Source organism: uncultured Roseibium sp. (assembly GCF_947494555.1).
GTDB lineage: Bacteria > Pseudomonadota > Alphaproteobacteria > Rhizobiales > Stappiaceae > Roseibium.
This window is the reverse complement of record NZ_CANLVF010000001.1, coordinates 1,406,051-1,422,642: the sequence shown is the minus strand read 5'-3', so window position 1 is coordinate 1,422,642 and position 16,592 is coordinate 1,406,051. Positions and strand designations below refer to the sequence as shown.

Here is a 16,592-nt window from a genome sequence, read left to right as displayed (position 1 = left end):
TGACCTTTGCCGAATCCTGGTTTAAGCCTGGGACATGACAGCAAAGGCAAAAACAATCGATCCGCAAACGCTCGCAGCGGATCTGAAGGCAGGCAAACGCGCGGCTCTCGCGCGCGCGATTACACTCGTTGAATCGAAAAAAGCCGACCACCGCCATGTCGCGCATCAATTGATCCAGGACGTGTTGCCGCTGACCGGCAAAGCCTTGCGGATAGGCATTACCGGCGTGCCCGGTGTCGGCAAATCAACGACCATCGACACGCTCGGTTCCAATCTGACTGCGGCAGGCCACAAGGTTGCGGTTCTAGCGGTCGACCCCTCATCGACCCGCACCGGTGGGTCGATCCTGGGCGACAAGACACGCATGGCAAGGCTTGCGACCGACCCGAATGCCTATATCCGCCCTTCCCCATCCGCGGGAACGCTCGGCGGCGTTGCGGCCAAGACCCGCGAGACCATGCTGCTGTGTGAAGCCGCCGGTTTCGATGTGATCTTGGTGGAGACTGTCGGCATCGGCCAGTCCGAAACGACCGTTGCCGACATGGTCGATTTCTTTCTTGTTCTCATGCTGCCGGGTGCCGGAGACGAACTCCAGGGCATCAAGAAGGGCGTTCTGGAAATCGCCGACATGATTGCGGTCAACAAGGCGGACGGCGATGGCGCAACCCGCGCCCGTTCGGCTGCCGCCGACTACCGTGCCGCCCTCCACATACTCGCGCCGAAATCCCCCAACTGGACACCGCCGGTGATCACCATATCGGGTCTCGTCAATCAGGACCTCGACACGCTATGGCAGCAGATTGAACAATACAGTCACCGAATGCAGGTCAGCGGCGAGTGGCAGGAAAAACGCTCCAGGCAACAGGTTGCCTGGATGTGGGACATGTTGCAGCAGCGCATGAGCGAAGCACTCAGAACCAACAAGAAGACGGCTGAACGCTTGAAGTCTCTCGAGAGCAGCGTTCACGACGGCACGACTGCCGTATCGCTTGCCGTTGATGAACTTGCCGATCTGATGGGTCTGTCGGAATGACAAGAACCGCCAAAACAATTCTGGTGACGGGTTTCACGCCGTTTCCAGGGGCACCGGTCAACCCGACGGAACAGCTGATGAGGCGTCTGAGCAAACGTCTGGGTAAGCATCAGACAGGTGTTGAGTTCGTTTTTGAGGTGCTGCCGACGACCTGGGCCGGACGGCAGGAGGTTACTTCGAAACTGCGCGAAGAACTCCGGCCGGATGCAATTGTGCATTTCGGTGTCGATGGCACGCGGCGGACGCTCAATGTCGAAACGCGGGCTGTCAATCGCGCGACCCGGATCCGCACGGACGCTGACGGTAAAGCACCCACGCGCCCCGAACTTGCCCCAGGCAATGAAAGGGCAAGATCCGCGACACTGCCCGCACGCGCCCTCCTCCAGGCCGCGAAAACAGCCGGCGTACCGTCAACTCTTTCAAGCAACGCCGGAACATATCTGTGCAATGCCACCCTGTGGGATACCATCGGGTCCAGCGTGCCCTGCATCTTCATCCACGTCCCGTCCCTGCCAAAAGGCAGGCATGACACCCGCCCGTCCTACCCGGCCATCGAGGAAGCCGCTGTCAGATTGCTGAAGGAAACCGCAAGACGGCTGCGGTAAACCACTCCCGGCAAGTCTTGCGCCGTCCCGGACTTGATCCGGGACCATTCTCAACACTTGCATGGGCCCCGGCTCAAGGACGGGGTGGCATCGTGAGTACAGATGAGGGAAAAGGAACGAATTCCGATCTAGATTATCGAAGATAAATCCAGTCACCCAAGGCCCCGAAAGCGACGACAATGCCGCCTTATGAATTGAGCTTTCCGCTGAAAGTCATTTGCACCCTGATCGTAGTCCTGCCGCTAGCCTGGCTCATTTCGGCATTTACAGAAAGCCATTTCCTGACGACAACTGTTTCACTCATTTGCTTTGTAATTCTTATGGAACTTGTGAAAGCGTTTGCACGGTCGTTGCGTTGAAACAGGCTGGTCAGTTTTCGAAAAGTCTTGTTTTGACATCAGTGCGACGTATTGGACCTCAGCGCTCAAGAAGCCTCTCCACCTGACGGATGCAGTCCGCGGCCATTTGCGTTGACAGACCTGCACGTCCCAGAACCCTCAGCCCGAAATAGGCGGAAAGAACCCCGCGCGCAGTTTCCCTGTTCCCGGCGTCATCTCGTGGCCGATCGTCTGACAGAGCCTTGAAGAAGGCGTTTTCGAGCCTGTGCACCATCGCCTGAAGCTTGTTTTCCGCTTCACCACCTTCCGCCGCCTTGTCGATCAGTGCATTGCATAAAAAGCAGCCGAGCCGGTCCCCGTCCGCCTTCACCGCCTGCGCCACCTTTTCGAACAATCCCAATATACGGTCGCGGCCTGTGCCCTGGGCGGCGTCGGACAGATAGGCAACGGTCCCGCTGATAACATTGTCATTGTAACGGTCAAGCGATGCCAGATAGATGGACTGTTTGTCCTGGAAAGCTTTGTAGAAGGACCCTTTAGTTATCTCCATCGCCGCCAGAAGCTCCGATAGCGAGGCTTCCTCATAGCCCACGTCCCAGAACAGGGTCATGGCCTTGTCCATTGCCTCTTCGGGGTCAAACTCACGTGGTCTTGCCATCTTCCTTCCTCGCCCTCGTATTCACAAAGACATCAACCAGCGCTCACGCTCTTGTGTTTTGTACCGATCGGTTCCTAATCGTATGTTTCTCTCACCGGCACAAGCGGTCGACTCTGATCAATTAGGAACCGAATGGTACCGAAATATGGCAATCAGGGCAATCTCTTCCGAGCCGGCTCAAATCGAACGCCTTACAAAGGCTGACCCCTGGGAGTCTTTCAAATGCTCAAGAACCTTATCCGCGGCTCCGTTGCTGCTCTCGTTGTTGTTTCCGGTCTCGTATCCAGCGCCTTTGCTGCCGGTTTTGACGTGAACGCAACCGTCACCGGTCTCGCCCTGCGTGGTGTCGACCCGGTCTCATACTTCACGAACGGCGCGCCGCAGGATGGCGACTTTTCGATCACCGAAGTTCATAACGGAGCGACCTACCGCTTCGTTTCTGAAGAAAACCGTGACCTGTTCAAGCAGAACCCGGAAAAGTACCTGCCGGCATATGGCGGCTTCTGCGCCTTCGGAACGGCCATGGGCGTCAAGGTGGACGGTGATCCTGACCTCTGGAAGATCGTCGACGGCAAGCTCTACCTGAACCTGTCCGAAAGCATCCAGGAACGCTGGAACAAGGACATTCCGGGCTTCGTCAGTTCCGCAGACGACAACTGGACGCAGATCGAAAAAACCGATCCGAGTGAACTCTAATCGATCTTTCTGCCCCCTGAAGATCGATTACCACCGGCCGGGTTCGCCCCGGCCGGTTTTTTGTTTCTCCCATGCGATGCGGTGATCCCATCTCATATCCGGGCGAGAAAAAGCGCACGCCGCTCAAGCGGATCTGAGGCAATTCCTGCCACTCCGGCACGCCCCTTGCTGAGTTCTAAGTCAAAACCTGACTTGCCTCCCAACTTGGGACGCTTCCAGCTAATGGTCTTGCCGATGACACGCGATATTTCAAAACTGAGCCGACGGGCGTTTCTTGCCGGGACAGCAGTGTGCCTTTCCGGGACAACCGCAGTGGCACAAATGAAAGTCGCCGATCTCCGAGGTTCGATCGATTCCGCCGATCTGGGTCTTCTGCCGAATGCGGCCAACGATCAGACCGCCCAGTTTCAGAACGCGGTCAACCGGGCTGTGGAACGTGGACGGGCGCTCTTTCTTCCGGCAGGAACCTACCCTGTCGCAAATCTACGCCTGCCTTCGGGCACGCTGATTGTCGGTGTGCCGGGCAGAACACGGCTTGTCTATCAGGGCGGCGGTGGTCAGTTGATCCGGGCCGAAGGCGTCAGCAACATTGGAATCCAGGGCGTCACTTTCGACGGCGCCAACCGGTCGATCGGCGATTTCACCGAAGGGCTTCTTCATTTTGTCGGCGTTCGCAATCTGTCGCTGGACAATTGCGACATCGCCGGTTCCTCGAAAATGGGTGTCGTGCTCGACAGGTGCTCGGGCCGGGTTGAAAACTGCCGGATCTATGGCGCGGCTGAAGCAGGTCTCAGATCAAACGAGGCAGACGGCTTGTCGATCACGGGAAACACCGTGACGGATTGCGCCAATGGCGGCATCTGGATCCATCGCTGGCGCGACGGAGAAGATGGCACGATCGTCTCGGGCAACCGGATCGAGCGCATCGACGCGCGTTACGGCGGAACCGGTCAGTTCGGCAACGGGATCAATGTTTTCCGGGCACATGGCGTGCTCATTTCGAACAATCGCATCACCGATTGCGCATTTTCGGCAATCCGGTCCAACACCGGCTCGAATGTCCAGATTATCGGAAACTCCTGTCTGCGATCCGGCGAATGCGCGATCTATTCGGAGTTCAATTTCCAGGGCGCGGTCATTTCCAACAACATTGTCGATGGCGGCACCACCGGCATATCAATCGCCAATTTCATGGATGGTGGCCGCATGTCGGTCTGCTCGGGCAACCTCATCCGGAACATCACCGAGGACGGCCCCTACCCGCCGGAAGTCTCCGGATTTGGAATCGGGATCGCTGCAGAAGCGGACACGACGTTGACCGGCAATGTCATCGAGGGTGCACCAAGGTTCGGCATGCTTCTTGGCTGGGGCCCATACATGCGCAACATCGCGGCCTCGCAGAACATTCTGCGCGACTGCGGCACGGGCATTGCGGTGACCGTCGTTGACGGCGCTGGCCCGGCAGCCATCACCAACAACATTGTCCAGGGCTCGAAACTCGGCGCGATCAAGGGGTATCGCTGGCTGGAAGCGGCGACGGATGAACTGAACAATACAACACGTTTTGCCAACCTGACCGTGACAGGCAATCAGGTAAGCGCCTGAGCGTCACCCATTGGAAAGGGCGAAGCGTAACGAAAGGCACGAAAGACCTCCGTCGACCTTGCGGGCTTCATGCGTCGGCAAAACAACCGACTTGAAACCGGCGGCTTCAATTGCTGCCCGGGTCTTAGGATACCCTTCCGGAACAAGGACGACATCGTTGACCCGGATCACGTTGGCGGCATACTCCTCGCCCTCCGGAACAACGACAAGCTCGCGATTTCCGAAAAAACCGCTTTCCGCCATAACGCCCGTCGCGAGAATAACGCCGTCACCGAGCGTCGAGCAGGCCGTCTTGAAATGAAGAACGCCTTCCGGCGTCTCACAGATTTCTGCTGAATATCCCCAATTCGACAGGATATTGGAGAAATCGTCAGCGCCCCTTCGGTCCGTGCGCGCCGACAGACCGATCAGGATAACGTCGTCCAGCATAAGAACATCTCCGCCGTCGACATGACCGCCTTCCGGTAATTTAACGACGTCATCAAACCGGGCAGCAAGAGCGGGACGGATCTGCGCGCCCTCGCCTGCACGGCTCGCGGCCCCCGGCCGCAACTGGATTGCGCCTTCCGGCAGGCAGAAGGCGGGGTCTTCGACAAAGCAGCTATCCGGATAGTCCTCAAGCGAGGGCAAGACATCGACCGTCAAACCCGCCTCTTGCAGGGCCTTGACATAAAGCGCATGCTCTTCCCGGAACCTGGTACCGCTCGGGTCACCGGTATCAGTCGCCCTTAGCCCATTCGCAACGCTATCAGACGGCAGGCGCGTGATGGCATGCGTGAAACGAAACGACTGTCCTGGCCGGTGCGGCATACGGAAACTCCAATGAAAAAATTAGGCTTACGAGCAAACATCCGCGAGGCGGTTTTGCAAGACCTTCTGCACCTCAAACAGTGTATCGATCGGGCCTATGCAGCGGACAAAGCCCGGATAAAGAATTTGCCCGACGTTTCTGGCGGTCTTGAAGACGATATATGCTCAAATACCGTCCTTGTCGCTGAAGCCGATGGCAGGCTCGCCGGCTGTGCCATTTTCAGCGTGACAGGCCCTGACGCGCATCTGATCAATCTGGCCGTCGACCCCGATTTCATGGGCCAGGGCCTCGGCAGGCAGCTTGTTGAAGCGACAGAAAAAGAAGCCTTCGCGCGCGGTGCGACCGAAATACACCTCGCGACGCATCCGGAGATGCTTCGCAACGTTTCGCTCTATTCGCATCTTGGTTGGAGTGAAACTTCAAGAAACGAAAACAAGATATTGATGCAGAAGAAACTAATGTAACGCTTGCTTCAAAGCGGAAAGGAACTCCTCGTTGGGCTTGATGTGTCCTGCCTGAATGCCGCGGCGGGTGAGGATCGGTGGATTGACGAGACTGTCAAGAAGCACCGCTTCGTCTTCGTTCAGGTCAAGCAACGCTTCCAGAATTGCACCCATCATGACTTCCGACGCCCTCGTCGCGCCGTCGTCACACTTCAAGGCAACGCCGAAGCCGAGTTCGGGGATGGCAGCGCAGAAGACACCCTCGGCACCCGTCTTGACGAAAACGCGGCCCCGGAAGACCTCCATGACCTTCGTGCAAAAACGATCAGCACCGGCAACCATATAGGGTTCATTGATGCAGGCATCATAAATTTGCCGGGCCGCATCCGCGCGCAAGGGTTCCAACCCTTCGCCTGTCCCGAAGGCGGCAAAAGCACTGGCAAAATTTTTCAGCGGTGACGCGTAGGTCGGAATCGAACACCCGTCCGTTCCACAGACATCTTTAGAGAGCGTGTCGCCCGTGAGTTGCTCCATGACGTGGCGAATTTCACGTTGCACGGGATGATCGGGGTTTATGTATCCCCGTGTCTCCACACCCATGCATTTCGCAAGACCGAGAAACCCGGCATGTTTGCCTGAACAGTTGTTGTGGAGCCCGCAGGGAACTTCATCGGCAAGGATCAGCTTGGCGGCATCTTCCATGCGTTTCGGCCATTGCGGGCCGCATTCCAGATCGTCCTCGTTCAGTCCCGCTTTCATCAGCATAACGCGAGCGGCATTTGCATGGACTTCTTCGCCGTTGTGAGATGCACAAGCGAGTGACAATTCGGCGTCTGTCAGATCAAGTGCGTCCGATGCGCCCGACTCCACCAGCGGCAAAGCCTGGAGCGCCTTGATCGCGGACCTGGGAAAGACCCTCGCCTCGACATCTCCGATACCGCAAACCAGCGCGCCTTTTGTGTCGACAATCGCAACACTGCCGCGATGCTGGCTTTCCGTGAGATTGCCACGCGTGACATTCACCAGAGCCGGATTGTCCATGAAATTTTTCATCCTGTTGAAACGGTCATTTGAGGCTAAGCAGATTCGCGGCCGTCTGCAGTCAAAAATGACGCGAGGCGGGCGATTGCTTCATCTATGACCCAGTCCTTCTTGCAAAAGCAGAATCGAAGATAGCCGGTGGGCGCATCCGACCCGTAGAATGCCGATACCGGGACGGTCGCCACCCCTGCCTCCTTGACGAACTTTTCGCAGACATCGACATCACTGTCGCCAAGTCCGAGCCCCTCAATGCCGCAGGTGAGAAAATAGGTAGCGGCGCACGGCAGAACCGAAAATCCGAGCGCGCTGAGGCCTTTCGCCATGCGGTCCCGCTTCGCCGTGAGGTCCTGTGCAAGGCCGGAATAATATTCATCGTCTTTTTGCAGACCATAGGCAACGGCGCGCTGAAGGTTCGGCGGCGTTGTGAATGTCACCCACTGATGCGCTTTACCTATCGGGTCGATCAGATGCGCCGGACCTGTGACATATCCGACCTTCCAGCCTGTCAGCGAAAATGTCTTGCCGGCAGACCCGATGCGAACCGTCCGCTCGCGCATGCCCTCGAATGTCATGAGCGGCCGATGTGCCGCGTCGTCGAACACCAGATGCTCATACACTTCATCGCAGATCGCAAAAGCATCATGTTCCTGGCAAAGATGCGAAATCAGCGTGAGTTCTGCTTCGGAAAACACCTTTGCCGTAGGGTTCATCGGGTTGTTGATCAAAATGGCTTTGGTTCGTTCAGAAAAGGCCGCCCGCAGCGCATCCTCATCGAGCCCCCAGTTCGGCGGACTTACCCTGACCCGAACGGGTATCCCTCCTGCGCGGCGAACAAGGGGCAAATAGCAGTCATAAAGCGGTTCGATCAGAACCACCTCGTCTCCTGGCGACACAAGCGCCATGATGCAATCCGCGAGTGCCTCGGTAGCCCCCGATGTCACCAGCACCTCGCTTTTGGCATCGACTTCAAGACCGTAAAACCGTTTGTTCGTCTCTGCCACGGCCTCGCGCAACTCGGGAAGACCCAGCATGGGCGGATATTGGTTCGGACCCTCAATCAACGCCGAAGCGGCTGCCTCGCGGATATCTTCCGGTCCGTCCACGTCTGGAAAGCCTTGGCCAAGATTGACGGCGTTATGCGCCATTGCAAGCCGGGACATCGTTTCAAAGACGGTTGTTTCTATTCCGGTGAAAACCGGATTGCTCGGCTTCATGACGTCTCCCAGACCTGTTTCCCCGGTTCTAGTCTCAAGGACAAAGTCAGTCGAGTATTTTCCTTGCCTGCACGGTCGGCAAAAAGGACACCTAAGCGCTCACAGCGCGCTTCATGGACGTGTCTGGCAATAAATCGGAGGAAAATCGTGCGCGGCTGACTGCGGTGGAAACGTTACGCAGAGGCAGAGTGTTCAAAGAATGCGCATCATCTTTAAAACGCTATTTGTTCCCTTGAATGACGATTTCCAGGACAGCCCGATTGGCGATCTGCTCCATTTCGCCGCTGCTTTTCATTTGTTGCAGCACGTCTGAAATTCTTGGCACCAGTTGCGCATGTTTTTCGTGCAGAAAGTGATAGAGGGTTTCCGGTGCGATCACCTTGTCCAAGGTGACGACGCTTTCCAGTCCGAGGGCATGTATTTCGATCTTTCCCGCGGTCTTCTCGCTGATCACGGCGTCCAGTTTTCCAAGGGAGAGCATTTCGAACAGTTCCCGGAACGACTCCGCCCTCCAGATGTGATGGAAGCCTTGTGTATAGGCATCCAGCTGTTCCACCCCGTTCAGGAAACCAACACGCGTGTTTTTCAGATCCATGAAAACTTCACCGGAACTGCGGTGCCGGTTGACGAAAACAACATTCATCAGCGTCAGAAGCGGAACATCCACCTTGATCAATGAAGGGTACTTCTGCGCCACATCGGATGTTCGAAGCACCTCACCATCAACGACCCCGGAAGACGACAGAACCAGGGCCCGCTTGCCGGACGTATAGTATGTCTCGAAATTTAGACCAAGCTTGGCATAGGCAATCTTGAGAATCTCCGAACCAATCCTACCGTTTGGCGCATGTTCAAGTGTCGAAAAGACAAGTTTTTGCTGTGCGGTGGCACCTGACGCAGAGCTCACTATAAATAGAAAAACGCTTATCTTGACCAACCACTGCACGTGCAGAGCCCCTTTGCTTTGATACACTGTATTGGTTTGGCAAAAAATGCTTGCTCACTTCCAATCTCCAGAATATTTCACAATGTGAAAATTAAAAAATAATTCCAATCAGATCACTTTAAGTAATTTGAACACGACTAACGCTTGGGTTCCCTAGCGATTTTGGCGATACCGCGTTACATCCCGGTGCAAATCAGGGTTACCGCCTTGGATAAAAGTGGTACGACACGCAGCGGCGCATGGCAGCTATTCACGCATCATCTTGCTGCATTGCAATAAATCGATTAGAAAGCTGTTAATTGATTTAGGTCAGTATCCGTGTCCCAGTTGGACTGGGCGACCGTCTCAACTCAATCGACCAGACTGGAGCCCGTCTTGACAGCACGTGCCGAGGCCGTTGCGCCTGTACAATCGACAAAGCTGGATGCTGCGCGCATCAAAACCGAATTGCTGGCGGGGCTAACCGTCGCGCTCGCCCTCGTTCCCGAAGCCGTCGCCTTCGCATTTGTGGCTGGCGTCAATCCCCTCGTGGGCCTTTACGCTGCCTTTTTCGTCGGGCTGATCACGGCTTGCATCGGTGGACGTCCTGGAATGATTTCAGGCGCGACCGGCGCTCTGGCGGTTGTCATGGTATCGCTTGTGGCACAGCACGGTGTCGAATACCTGTTTGCGACTGTTGTTCTGATGGGCATTCTGCAAATCGGTGTCGGCGTCCTGAAATGGGGCAAGTTCATCCGCATGGTCCCTCATCCGGTCATGCTGGGTTTCGTGAACGGTCTCGCCATCGTCATTTTCCTGGCGCAGCTCGGCCAGTTCAAGGTCCCGGACGGTGCCGGCGGCTTGACCTGGATGGACGGCCCTCAGCTGTTCTTGATGCTCGGACTTATCGCGCTCACCATGGCGGTCATCTGGATCCTGCCGAGGTTCACCAACGCCTTTCCGGCCCCACTTGCCGGGATTCTCGTGGTGTCCGGCCTTGTGCTGGGTTTCAACCTCGACACAAGATCCGTGGGCGATCTCGCGTCAATCGCAGGAGGCCTGCCGGAGTTTCACATCCCGATGGTTCCCCTGACCCTGGAAACGCTTCAGATTATCCTGCCCTACGCCGTCATCCTGGCGGCAATCGGCCTGATTGAGTCCCTCCTGACGCTCAACCTCGTCGCCGACCTGACCAACACCAAGGGCGGCGCTTCCAAGGAGTGCGTTGCACAAGGTTCTGCGAATATCGTGACCGGTTTCTTCGGTGGCATGGGCGGCTGCGCGATGATCGGCCAGTCGATGATCAACGTGAAATCCGGAGCGCGCACACGGATATCCGGCATCGCAGCCGCGTTGTTCCTTTTGTCCTTCATCGTGATTGCCTCGCAGTTGATCGAACAGATCCCGGTCGCAGCGCTCGTTGGTGTGATGTTTATGGTCGTGATCGGAACGTTTGCCTGGACGAGCCTGAAGATCGTGCACAAGATCCCGCTGACCGACGCTCTGGTCATGGTCATTGTTACCGGCGTCACGGTCTACGCGGATCTGGCGGTCGCCGTCGTGGTCGGCGTCATCATCTCCGCCCTCGCCTATGCCTGGAACGCGGCAAGCCGGATCAACGCGCGCATCGGCACCAGCAAGGAAGGCTGGAAGGTTTACCGTCTTGCAGGTCCGCTGTTTTTCGGATCGACCACCGGCTTCGCCGACCTGTTCGATCCGCAGAAAGATCCGGAAGACGTCGTCGTCGACTTCATCGACAGCCGCGTCGTCGACCACTCGGGGCTTGAAGCGATCGATGCGCTGGCTTCCAAGTACGAAGCTGCTGGAAAACGTCTCCATCTGCGGCACCTATCTCCTGACTGCAAGAGGCTTCTTGCCAAGGCCGGGAACCTTGTCGAGGTGTCCGTGCTCGAGGACCCGGACTACGAAATTGCGGTGGACTACGGGCAGACATTCGAAGCGCCTGAAAAAGCGTCCTGACGATCATCAAACAATTGCGGCTAAAAGGCTCCGGCGACCCAGTCTCCGGAGCCTGATTTTTTTCAGTTTCTTTGAATTTCATCGTGAATGTTCACGCCAGCGTGAAACCACGTCCAAAAGTGCGCTATGAATTCAGCGACACCGGACCCGTTCACTTCGAAAGTGCTCTCTTGCTGCGCAACAAACTCTTCATAACGCCGACCCTGGCAACCGTTATCGGTACATTTGTCGTTATCACGGCGGCCGCCATCCTGATGATCCAGGCCGTTATTTCGGAAAGGCTCATCCGCCAGCTAGGCGGCGGACTCGTCGACCTCGGCATGGATACGTCCGAGGCAGCCTTCGTCGAGCAGCTGCACGCCGTCACCGAAACTGCCGACTATACGCATGCCGGGTGGGAGACGGACGAATTGTCCTTTGACGACCCGGATCATCTCGTCGCCTATATTTACGGAGCTCTGGCCCCTCAGGACCGCGTTTCGTTCATGGTCATGGTCGATGCGACAGGCAAAGGTGTAGACGTCGATCGCGGCGATGCCGACGGCGACATGTATGGCGGCGACGTGGATGTCGCATCGGAAATCCCGAGTCTCATGCCGCTCCTGAAAAGAGCATCGGAAAACGCCGGTCCGTTCTGGAGCAAACCGCTCTATATGCCCAGCAGGAAACACACTTATTTTGTCTACACCTATCCGTTTTACAAAGGGGACACTTATCGCGGCAGTTTCCTGATCGGAATGTCTTTGGAACGCATCTCCGACATTACCTGGTCCATCTCCACCGATGACATCACGGTTTTCCTCATGAGGGAGAAGACGGAAGAGATCGTCGCCCACCCGCTGCTGGAAGCGCATTTCGAAGAGTTGGACGCTGAGGATCCCCTACTGCATGTCAGTCAGATTTCCGATCTTTTCCTGTCTGATTTCTCCACAATGGAGGTCATCGACAACGAGGACTACAATATTGCCGACGGTCTCGAACTGCGGACAGGCTTTGACACGAATGGCAACAAGCGCTTCATCATCATTGAGCAGGAAAACGCCAACCTGAAGGGCCTGCCGGCGCGCATTGGTGTCCATTTTCCGGCCGAATATCTGGATCAACCGCTTCAGCAGCTCCTCATCGCAATTGTCGTCGGCCTCGGTCTTTTGCTGCTCTCTCTGATTGGTGCTGTTCTTCTGGCACGCCGCATCGCCAAACCCGTCCGGCGGGCGGCAAGCGCTGCCAAGGACGTCGCCGGACTGAAAATCAGCGACGTGGATCCGCTGCCGCCATCCATCATCAGGGAGCTCGACGATCTTGCAAACGGGTTCAATGCCATGGTCGGCGGTTTGACGGCGTTTAACCGCTATGTGCCGCGCACGCTCGTTCAAAAGCTTCTGAGTGAAGGTCGCGCCGAAGCCGTTCCCGAAGAACGCGAGGTTGCCGTCCTTTTTACCGATATTGCGGGTTTCACATCCGCATCGGAGGGAATGTCGGCGAGCGAAACGGCCGCGTTCGTCAACCATCATCTGTCCTTGCTGGGTGCGGAGATCGCGAAACAGGACGGAACGATCGACAAGTATGTCGGCGACAGCGTGATGGCCTTTTGGGGCGCGCCGGAAAATCTGGACAACCCTGCGGAACCCGCCGCACGCGCAGCGATTGGCATGGCGTCGGCGCTGCGCACAGACAACATGGCGCGTGCGAACCGCGACGAAGCGCCCGTGCGCATCCGGATCGGAATTCACATGGGCCCTCTTGTCGTCGGAGATATCGGTGCGCCGGAAAGGGTCAACTACACGGTGATCGGAGATACGGTGAACGCAGCCGCGCGCCTGGAGAGCCTTGGCAAGGAGATCGACGACACCGCCGAGGTCATCATCCTAGTCTCTGGCGAGATTGCAGCCAGGCTCAGCCCCGACATTCGCCAGGAACCGATCGGCCCGCAAAAGGTCAAGGGCAAGGCGGAGCCGATCGAAGTGGTTCGGCTTCTGCCGGCCTAAACGCAACTATCGGAATTTGGGTCGGCTCTAGGCGACCGCTCTTGGCCGCGGCGTGTTGGATTGCGTCGGAAAGGTTTCACGGCGAAAAGGCTGTACACCGTTTATTGCACTTTCCACAGCGCTCAAAAACGCTCCGAAGGTCCACTCGCCTTCATGCCGGTTGGTCACGCGGAACGAGTCATGCGGAATGCGGCAGCCCAGTTCTCTCTCGACAGCCATGATGAGACCAATCGCATCCAGGCTGTCGGCGCCCAGTTTGGTCAATGTGACATCGGATGTAAGCATCCAGGTGGCCACGTCGAGATCCCTCGCCACAATGGCTTTAACTTTCTCTGCAATTTCAGACATTTGAACCTAATGAATAATATGGTGCGTACATTAAATGATCTAACACGCACAAATAGCATCAGGGTTGTATCAGGGCAATCTTCCGATTGGTAAATTTCACGAGACCAGACGTATTAAGTGCTGGCATGGTAAACTTTCCAGTGGAAAGTTTTCTCACTTAACCAGCGGCGCTGTCCCATGAACAGCAGCAGATCTGGTCTTGTCGCTCTTGCAAAGGTCTCTACTGACGCGCCTTCAGACGCATCCGATTCTGTTCGAATCTGTTTGCCAGCAAATAGGCGCTTGCGGCAGCAATGGTGACCGCGAGAAGTCCGATACCGAGGTCCACCGGGACCGAATAGGGCAGCCGGAAGGCGAACTCGAAGATCTCTATGTAACCGGCCGTAAAGGCGACAAACAGGCCGCCGGCGACGAGGAACATCACACCGTCCTTGGAAAGAACGCCGCGCCGCCTTCTGGCCTGAAACGTCTGAGAAACGAGAAAATAACCCAGAACCGCAAGGAAAAAGGCCAAAAAGGCGACCAGCAGCAAACCCAGATTTACCAGAAGTGTCATGACGCAAGACCCGCATCGTTTTGTTGGAAACTTGGTGGACTGTGAGCGTGGCAGGAACGCACCACACCGCTATGAGAGAACGCAGCAATCCGCTGCGCCTTCCAAGAGTGGTGTTTGAGGGCCCGCATATCCAGCTTTGTGACCAACTTTTAATATGTCCTATGACGACCGGATCCAGGAAAAGGCGAACAAGCGTCCCTGCTGCGGGCTTCCATCCGGTAAAGCGTTTCTCGCCATCTTGTGACGTTTGCGGAGCTGAATGTGCGTTTCAATGGTGCATCACATTCCCAATCTAAGAGCGAAGGCCAGACTGCCCGACCGCAGAATTCGCCGAATATCTCTTGGAAACGACAGGACCCGAAAAATGCAGAACCGCAGACAGTTCCTCGCCCTCACCACCGGATTGGCAGCCACAGCGATAACCTCCAGCACTTTGCCTTCCTTCGCAGCGGGAAAGTCCAGGAAAGGCAATTTTTCAGGCCGAAGCAATCATGTGACGACCGGCCAGACCGTGCTCAGTTCCAACAATGTCGTCCTGCAAAGCAACTTCAGTCTCGACGGCGCACCGGACGCCAGGGTTGGGCTCGGCAAGAACGGCAAGTACGACCCCAAGACCGATCTTGGCGCTCTGAAGAAGCTGAACGGCAAGCAAACCTACCGCATCGGCAACGGTATTGATGCCTCCGGCTACAACGAGGTCTACATCTGGTGCCGCAAGTTCAACGTCCCGCTTGGCGTGGCAAAGCTCGGCAACTGAGGCCATCCAGACCACCCCGCCGCCCCGGCCACGAGCCGGGGCCAAATCTTTGAAAAGGTCCCGGATCAGTTCCGGGACTGCGCAGAATTATGCGACACGATCACCGCACCAGGATGTTCCTGAACTGCCAGGGATCCTTCTTGTCGAGATCTTCCTTGAAAAAGCCCGGGCGTCCGTCGAGCGGGGTCCAGTCGGTGAAGTACCCTTTGACAGGACCCAGATAAGGCATCTGGATTTCAAGGCAGCGCTTGTAGTCCATCTCGTCGGTTTCAACTATGCCGGCTTCCGGGTTTTCCAGCGCCCAGACCATTCCGGCTATGACAGCGGAAGTCACCTGAAGGCCGGTGGCGTTCTGATATGGCGCCAATTTGCGTGTCTCCTCAACGGAGAGCTGCGAGCCGTACCAGTAGGCATTCTTCTTGTGGCCATAAAGCAAGATACCGAGCTCGTCGATGCCGTCCCGGATTTCATCTTCTTCCAGAACGTGGAGTTTCTCCTGCACCTTGCCGGCCGCCCCAAAGAGCTCGTGCAATGACAGCACCGCGTCATTCGCCGGGTGATAGGCATAGTGACACGTTGGCCGGTAGGTAACCTTCTTGCCGTCTTCGAGGGTGAAGTAATCGGCAATCGAGATGGACTCATTGTGCGTCACCAGAAAGCCGAACTGTGCGCCGGGCGTCGGGCACCAGGTGCGCACACGCGTGTTGGCGCCCGGCTGTTCCAGATAGATCGCTGCGTTGCAGCCTTTCTTGTGGCTTTTGGCGTTCGCGGGTTTCCACTTTTCGTGCGTCCCCCAGCCGAGTTCTGCCGGCTGGAAGCCTTCGGAGAGAAACCCTTCGACCGACCAGGTGTTCCAGAAAACGTTCGGGGGTTTCGGCTCCTTGGCGCGCTGCGTGTCGCGCTCCGCGATATGGATGCCCTTGACGCCGACCTTTTTCATCAGCTTCGCCCAGCCCTTGCGGTCGGTCGGCTCCTTGAACTTGACGCCGGTTTCGGCCGCAACATCGACAAGCGCTTTCTTGACGAACCAGGACACCATGCCCGGATTGGCACCGCAGCAGGAAACCGCCGTCGTGCCGCCGGGCTTCTTCTTCTTTTCGCGGCGGACCGTTTCGCGCAGAGCGTAATTCGTGCGATCGGCGGCAGGTGCATTTTCATCGAAATAGAAGCCAAGCCAAGGCTCCACGACGGTGTCGATGTAGAGAACGCCGAGTTTGCGGCACAGTTTCATGAGATCGAGAGAAGATGTGTCAACCGACAGGTTCACGACAAAGCCCTGCCCTTCGCCTTCGGTGATCAGAGGCGTCAGGATGTCCTTGTAGTTGTCCGGCGTCAACGCGACTTTGTGGAACTTATAGCCTCGATCCGTCACCAGCTTGGCGTCCGTATCAACCGGATCGATGACGGTGAAGCGTGACTTGTCGAACTTGAAGTGGCGCTCGATCAGCGGCAACGTTCCCTTGCCGATGGACCCAAGCCCGATCATAACCACAGGCCCGGTGATGGTTCCGTGAACCGGATACGCAGCTGAGCTTGCCGGGGCCTTGGGAGCTGCCTTTCTTGCGGTCGTCTTGCGAGCCGTGGCCGGTTTGGTCGC

General features: G+C 56.8%; 16 protein-coding genes. 8 read left to right on the top strand and 8 right to left on the bottom strand.

Translation table 11 applies throughout. The features are described from left to right. Positions 1-34 precede the first annotated feature (34 nt). Complete coding sequence (gene meaB / locus Q0915_RS06445; protein ID WP_299480948.1) at positions 35-1,033, top strand: methylmalonyl Co-A mutase-associated GTPase MeaB; 999 nt, start codon at positions 35-37, stop codon at positions 1,031-1,033. After that, on the top strand, positions 1,030-1,638 hold the full coding sequence (locus Q0915_RS06440) for a pyroglutamyl-peptidase I (protein ID WP_299480945.1): 609 nt from the start codon (positions 1,030-1,032) through the stop codon (positions 1,636-1,638). The genes meaB and Q0915_RS06440 overlap by 4 nt, the downstream gene beginning before the upstream one ends. A gap of 417 nt (positions 1,639-2,055) precedes the next feature. On the opposite strand, the gene Q0915_RS06435 is transcribed toward Q0915_RS06440, so the two are convergent. Then, complete coding sequence (locus Q0915_RS06435; protein WP_299480942.1) at positions 2,056-2,634, bottom strand: TetR/AcrR family transcriptional regulator; 579 nt, start codon at positions 2,632-2,634, stop codon at positions 2,056-2,058. Between the two features lie 222 nt (positions 2,635-2,856). On the opposite strand from Q0915_RS06435, the gene Q0915_RS06430 reads away from it, so the two are divergent. Further along, positions 2,857-3,330 carry a YHS domain-containing (seleno)protein gene (locus Q0915_RS06430; RefSeq protein WP_299480939.1) on the top strand — a complete coding sequence of 158 codons (474 nt, stop codon included), beginning with the start codon at positions 2,857-2,859 and terminating at the stop codon, positions 3,328-3,330. A 222-nt stretch (positions 3,331-3,552) separates the two neighbouring features. Next, complete coding sequence (locus Q0915_RS06425; RefSeq protein ID WP_366525248.1) at positions 3,553-4,935, top strand: TIGR03808 family TAT-translocated repetitive protein; 1,383 nt, start codon at positions 3,553-3,555, stop codon at positions 4,933-4,935. 3 nt (positions 4,936-4,938) lie between these two features. Here Q0915_RS06425 and Q0915_RS06420 read toward each other — a convergent pair whose 3' ends face one another. After that, positions 4,939-5,745 (bottom strand): dimethylarginine dimethylaminohydrolase, encoded by an 807-nt coding sequence (locus Q0915_RS06420; RefSeq protein WP_299480932.1) that lies wholly within the window; start codon positions 5,743-5,745, stop codon positions 4,939-4,941. 12 nt (positions 5,746-5,757) lie between these two features. Here Q0915_RS06420 and Q0915_RS06415 point away from each other — a divergent pair, with 12 nt between their 5' ends. Further along, positions 5,758-6,210 (top strand): GNAT family N-acetyltransferase, encoded by a 453-nt coding sequence (locus tag Q0915_RS06415; protein WP_299480929.1) that lies wholly within the window; start codon positions 5,758-5,760, stop codon positions 6,208-6,210. On the opposite strand, the gene Q0915_RS06410 is transcribed toward Q0915_RS06415, so the two are convergent. The 3 genes from Q0915_RS06410 to Q0915_RS06400 form a co-directional block, all read right to left on the bottom strand. Further along, positions 6,202-7,230, bottom strand: coding sequence for an asparaginase (locus Q0915_RS06410; RefSeq protein ID WP_299480926.1), 1,029 nt, complete (start codon positions 7,228-7,230; stop codon positions 6,202-6,204). The genes Q0915_RS06415 and Q0915_RS06410 overlap by 9 nt on opposite strands. A 35-nt stretch (positions 7,231-7,265) precedes the next feature. After that, positions 7,266-8,444, bottom strand: coding sequence for an aminotransferase (locus Q0915_RS06405; RefSeq protein WP_299480923.1), 1,179 nt, complete (start codon positions 8,442-8,444; stop codon positions 7,266-7,268). A 220-nt stretch (positions 8,445-8,664) separates the two neighbouring features. Continuing rightward, positions 8,665-9,351 carry a transporter substrate-binding domain-containing protein gene (locus Q0915_RS06400; protein WP_299480920.1) on the bottom strand — a complete coding sequence of 229 codons (687 nt, stop codon included), beginning with the start codon at positions 9,349-9,351 and terminating at the stop codon, positions 8,665-8,667. Positions 9,352-9,765: 414 nt separating this feature from the next. Between Q0915_RS06400 and Q0915_RS06395 the strand changes: the two genes are divergently transcribed. Both Q0915_RS06395 and Q0915_RS06390 read left to right on the top strand, forming a co-directional pair. Then, positions 9,766-11,349 (top strand): SulP family inorganic anion transporter, encoded by a 1,584-nt coding sequence (locus tag Q0915_RS06395; protein WP_299480917.1) that lies wholly within the window; start codon positions 9,766-9,768, stop codon positions 11,347-11,349. A 101-nt stretch (positions 11,350-11,450) separates the two neighbouring features. After that, entirely contained in the window at positions 11,451-13,334 is a 1,884-nt protein-coding gene (locus tag Q0915_RS06390) for an adenylate/guanylate cyclase domain-containing protein (protein WP_299480914.1), read from the top strand. Between the two features lie 27 nt (positions 13,335-13,361). Here the strand turns inward: Q0915_RS06390 and Q0915_RS06385 are convergent, their stop codons facing one another. Both Q0915_RS06385 and Q0915_RS06380 read right to left on the bottom strand, forming a co-directional pair. After that, entirely contained in the window at positions 13,362-13,682 is a 321-nt protein-coding gene (locus Q0915_RS06385) for an acyl carrier protein (protein WP_299480911.1), read from the bottom strand. 220 nt (positions 13,683-13,902) lie between these two features. Next, positions 13,903-14,238 carry a hypothetical protein gene (locus tag Q0915_RS06380; protein WP_299480908.1) on the bottom strand — a complete coding sequence of 112 codons (336 nt, stop codon included), beginning with the start codon at positions 14,236-14,238 and terminating at the stop codon, positions 13,903-13,905. Positions 14,239-14,602: 364 nt separating this feature from the next. On the opposite strand from Q0915_RS06380, the gene Q0915_RS06375 reads away from it, so the two are divergent. After that, positions 14,603-14,995: a DM13 domain-containing protein gene (locus tag Q0915_RS06375; protein ID WP_299480905.1), complete on the top strand. Its 393-nt coding sequence runs from the start codon at positions 14,603-14,605 to the stop codon at positions 14,993-14,995. A gap of 100 nt (positions 14,996-15,095) precedes the next feature. Here the strand turns inward: Q0915_RS06375 and Q0915_RS06370 are convergent, their stop codons facing one another. Continuing rightward, the gene (locus tag Q0915_RS06370; protein ID WP_299482116.1) at positions 15,096-16,481 is read right to left on the bottom strand and encodes a homospermidine synthase; all 1,386 of its coding nucleotides are present in this window, start codon (positions 16,479-16,481) and stop codon (positions 15,096-15,098) included. Positions 16,482-16,592: the final 111 nt, after the last annotated feature.

Coding starts and splice junctions, on each gene's coding strand:
- Q0915_RS06435 (WP_299480942.1), bottom strand. CDS start 2,634: ATGGCAAGACCACGTGAGTTTGACCCCGAAGAGGCAATGGACAAGGCC.
- Q0915_RS06425 (WP_366525248.1), top strand. CDS start 3,553: ATGGTCTTGCCGATGACACGCGATATTTCAAAACTGAGCCGACGGGCG.
- Q0915_RS06410 (WP_299480926.1), bottom strand. CDS start 7,230: ATGGACAATCCGGCTCTGGTGAATGTCACGCGTGGCAATCTCACGGAA.
- meaB (WP_299480948.1), top strand. CDS start 35: ATGACAGCAAAGGCAAAAACAATCGATCCGCAAACGCTCGCAGCGGAT.
- Q0915_RS06380 (WP_299480908.1), bottom strand. CDS start 14,238: ATGACACTTCTGGTAAATCTGGGTTTGCTGCTGGTCGCCTTTTTGGCC.
- Q0915_RS06440 (WP_299480945.1), top strand. CDS start 1,030: ATGACAAGAACCGCCAAAACAATTCTGGTGACGGGTTTCACGCCGTTT.
- Q0915_RS06405 (WP_299480923.1), bottom strand. CDS start 8,444: ATGAAGCCGAGCAATCCGGTTTTCACCGGAATAGAAACAACCGTCTTT.
- Q0915_RS06375 (WP_299480905.1), top strand. CDS start 14,603: ATGCAGAACCGCAGACAGTTCCTCGCCCTCACCACCGGATTGGCAGCC.
- Q0915_RS06420 (WP_299480932.1), bottom strand. CDS start 5,745: ATGCCGCACCGGCCAGGACAGTCGTTTCGTTTCACGCATGCCATCACG.
- Q0915_RS06385 (WP_299480911.1), bottom strand. CDS start 13,682: ATGTCTGAAATTGCAGAGAAAGTTAAAGCCATTGTGGCGAGGGATCTC.
- Q0915_RS06430 (WP_299480939.1), top strand. CDS start 2,857: ATGCTCAAGAACCTTATCCGCGGCTCCGTTGCTGCTCTCGTTGTTGTT.
- Q0915_RS06415 (WP_299480929.1), top strand. CDS start 5,758: ATGAAAAAATTAGGCTTACGAGCAAACATCCGCGAGGCGGTTTTGCAA.
- Q0915_RS06370 (WP_299482116.1), bottom strand. CDS start 16,481: ATGATCGGGCTTGGGTCCATCGGCAAGGGAACGTTGCCGCTGATCGAG.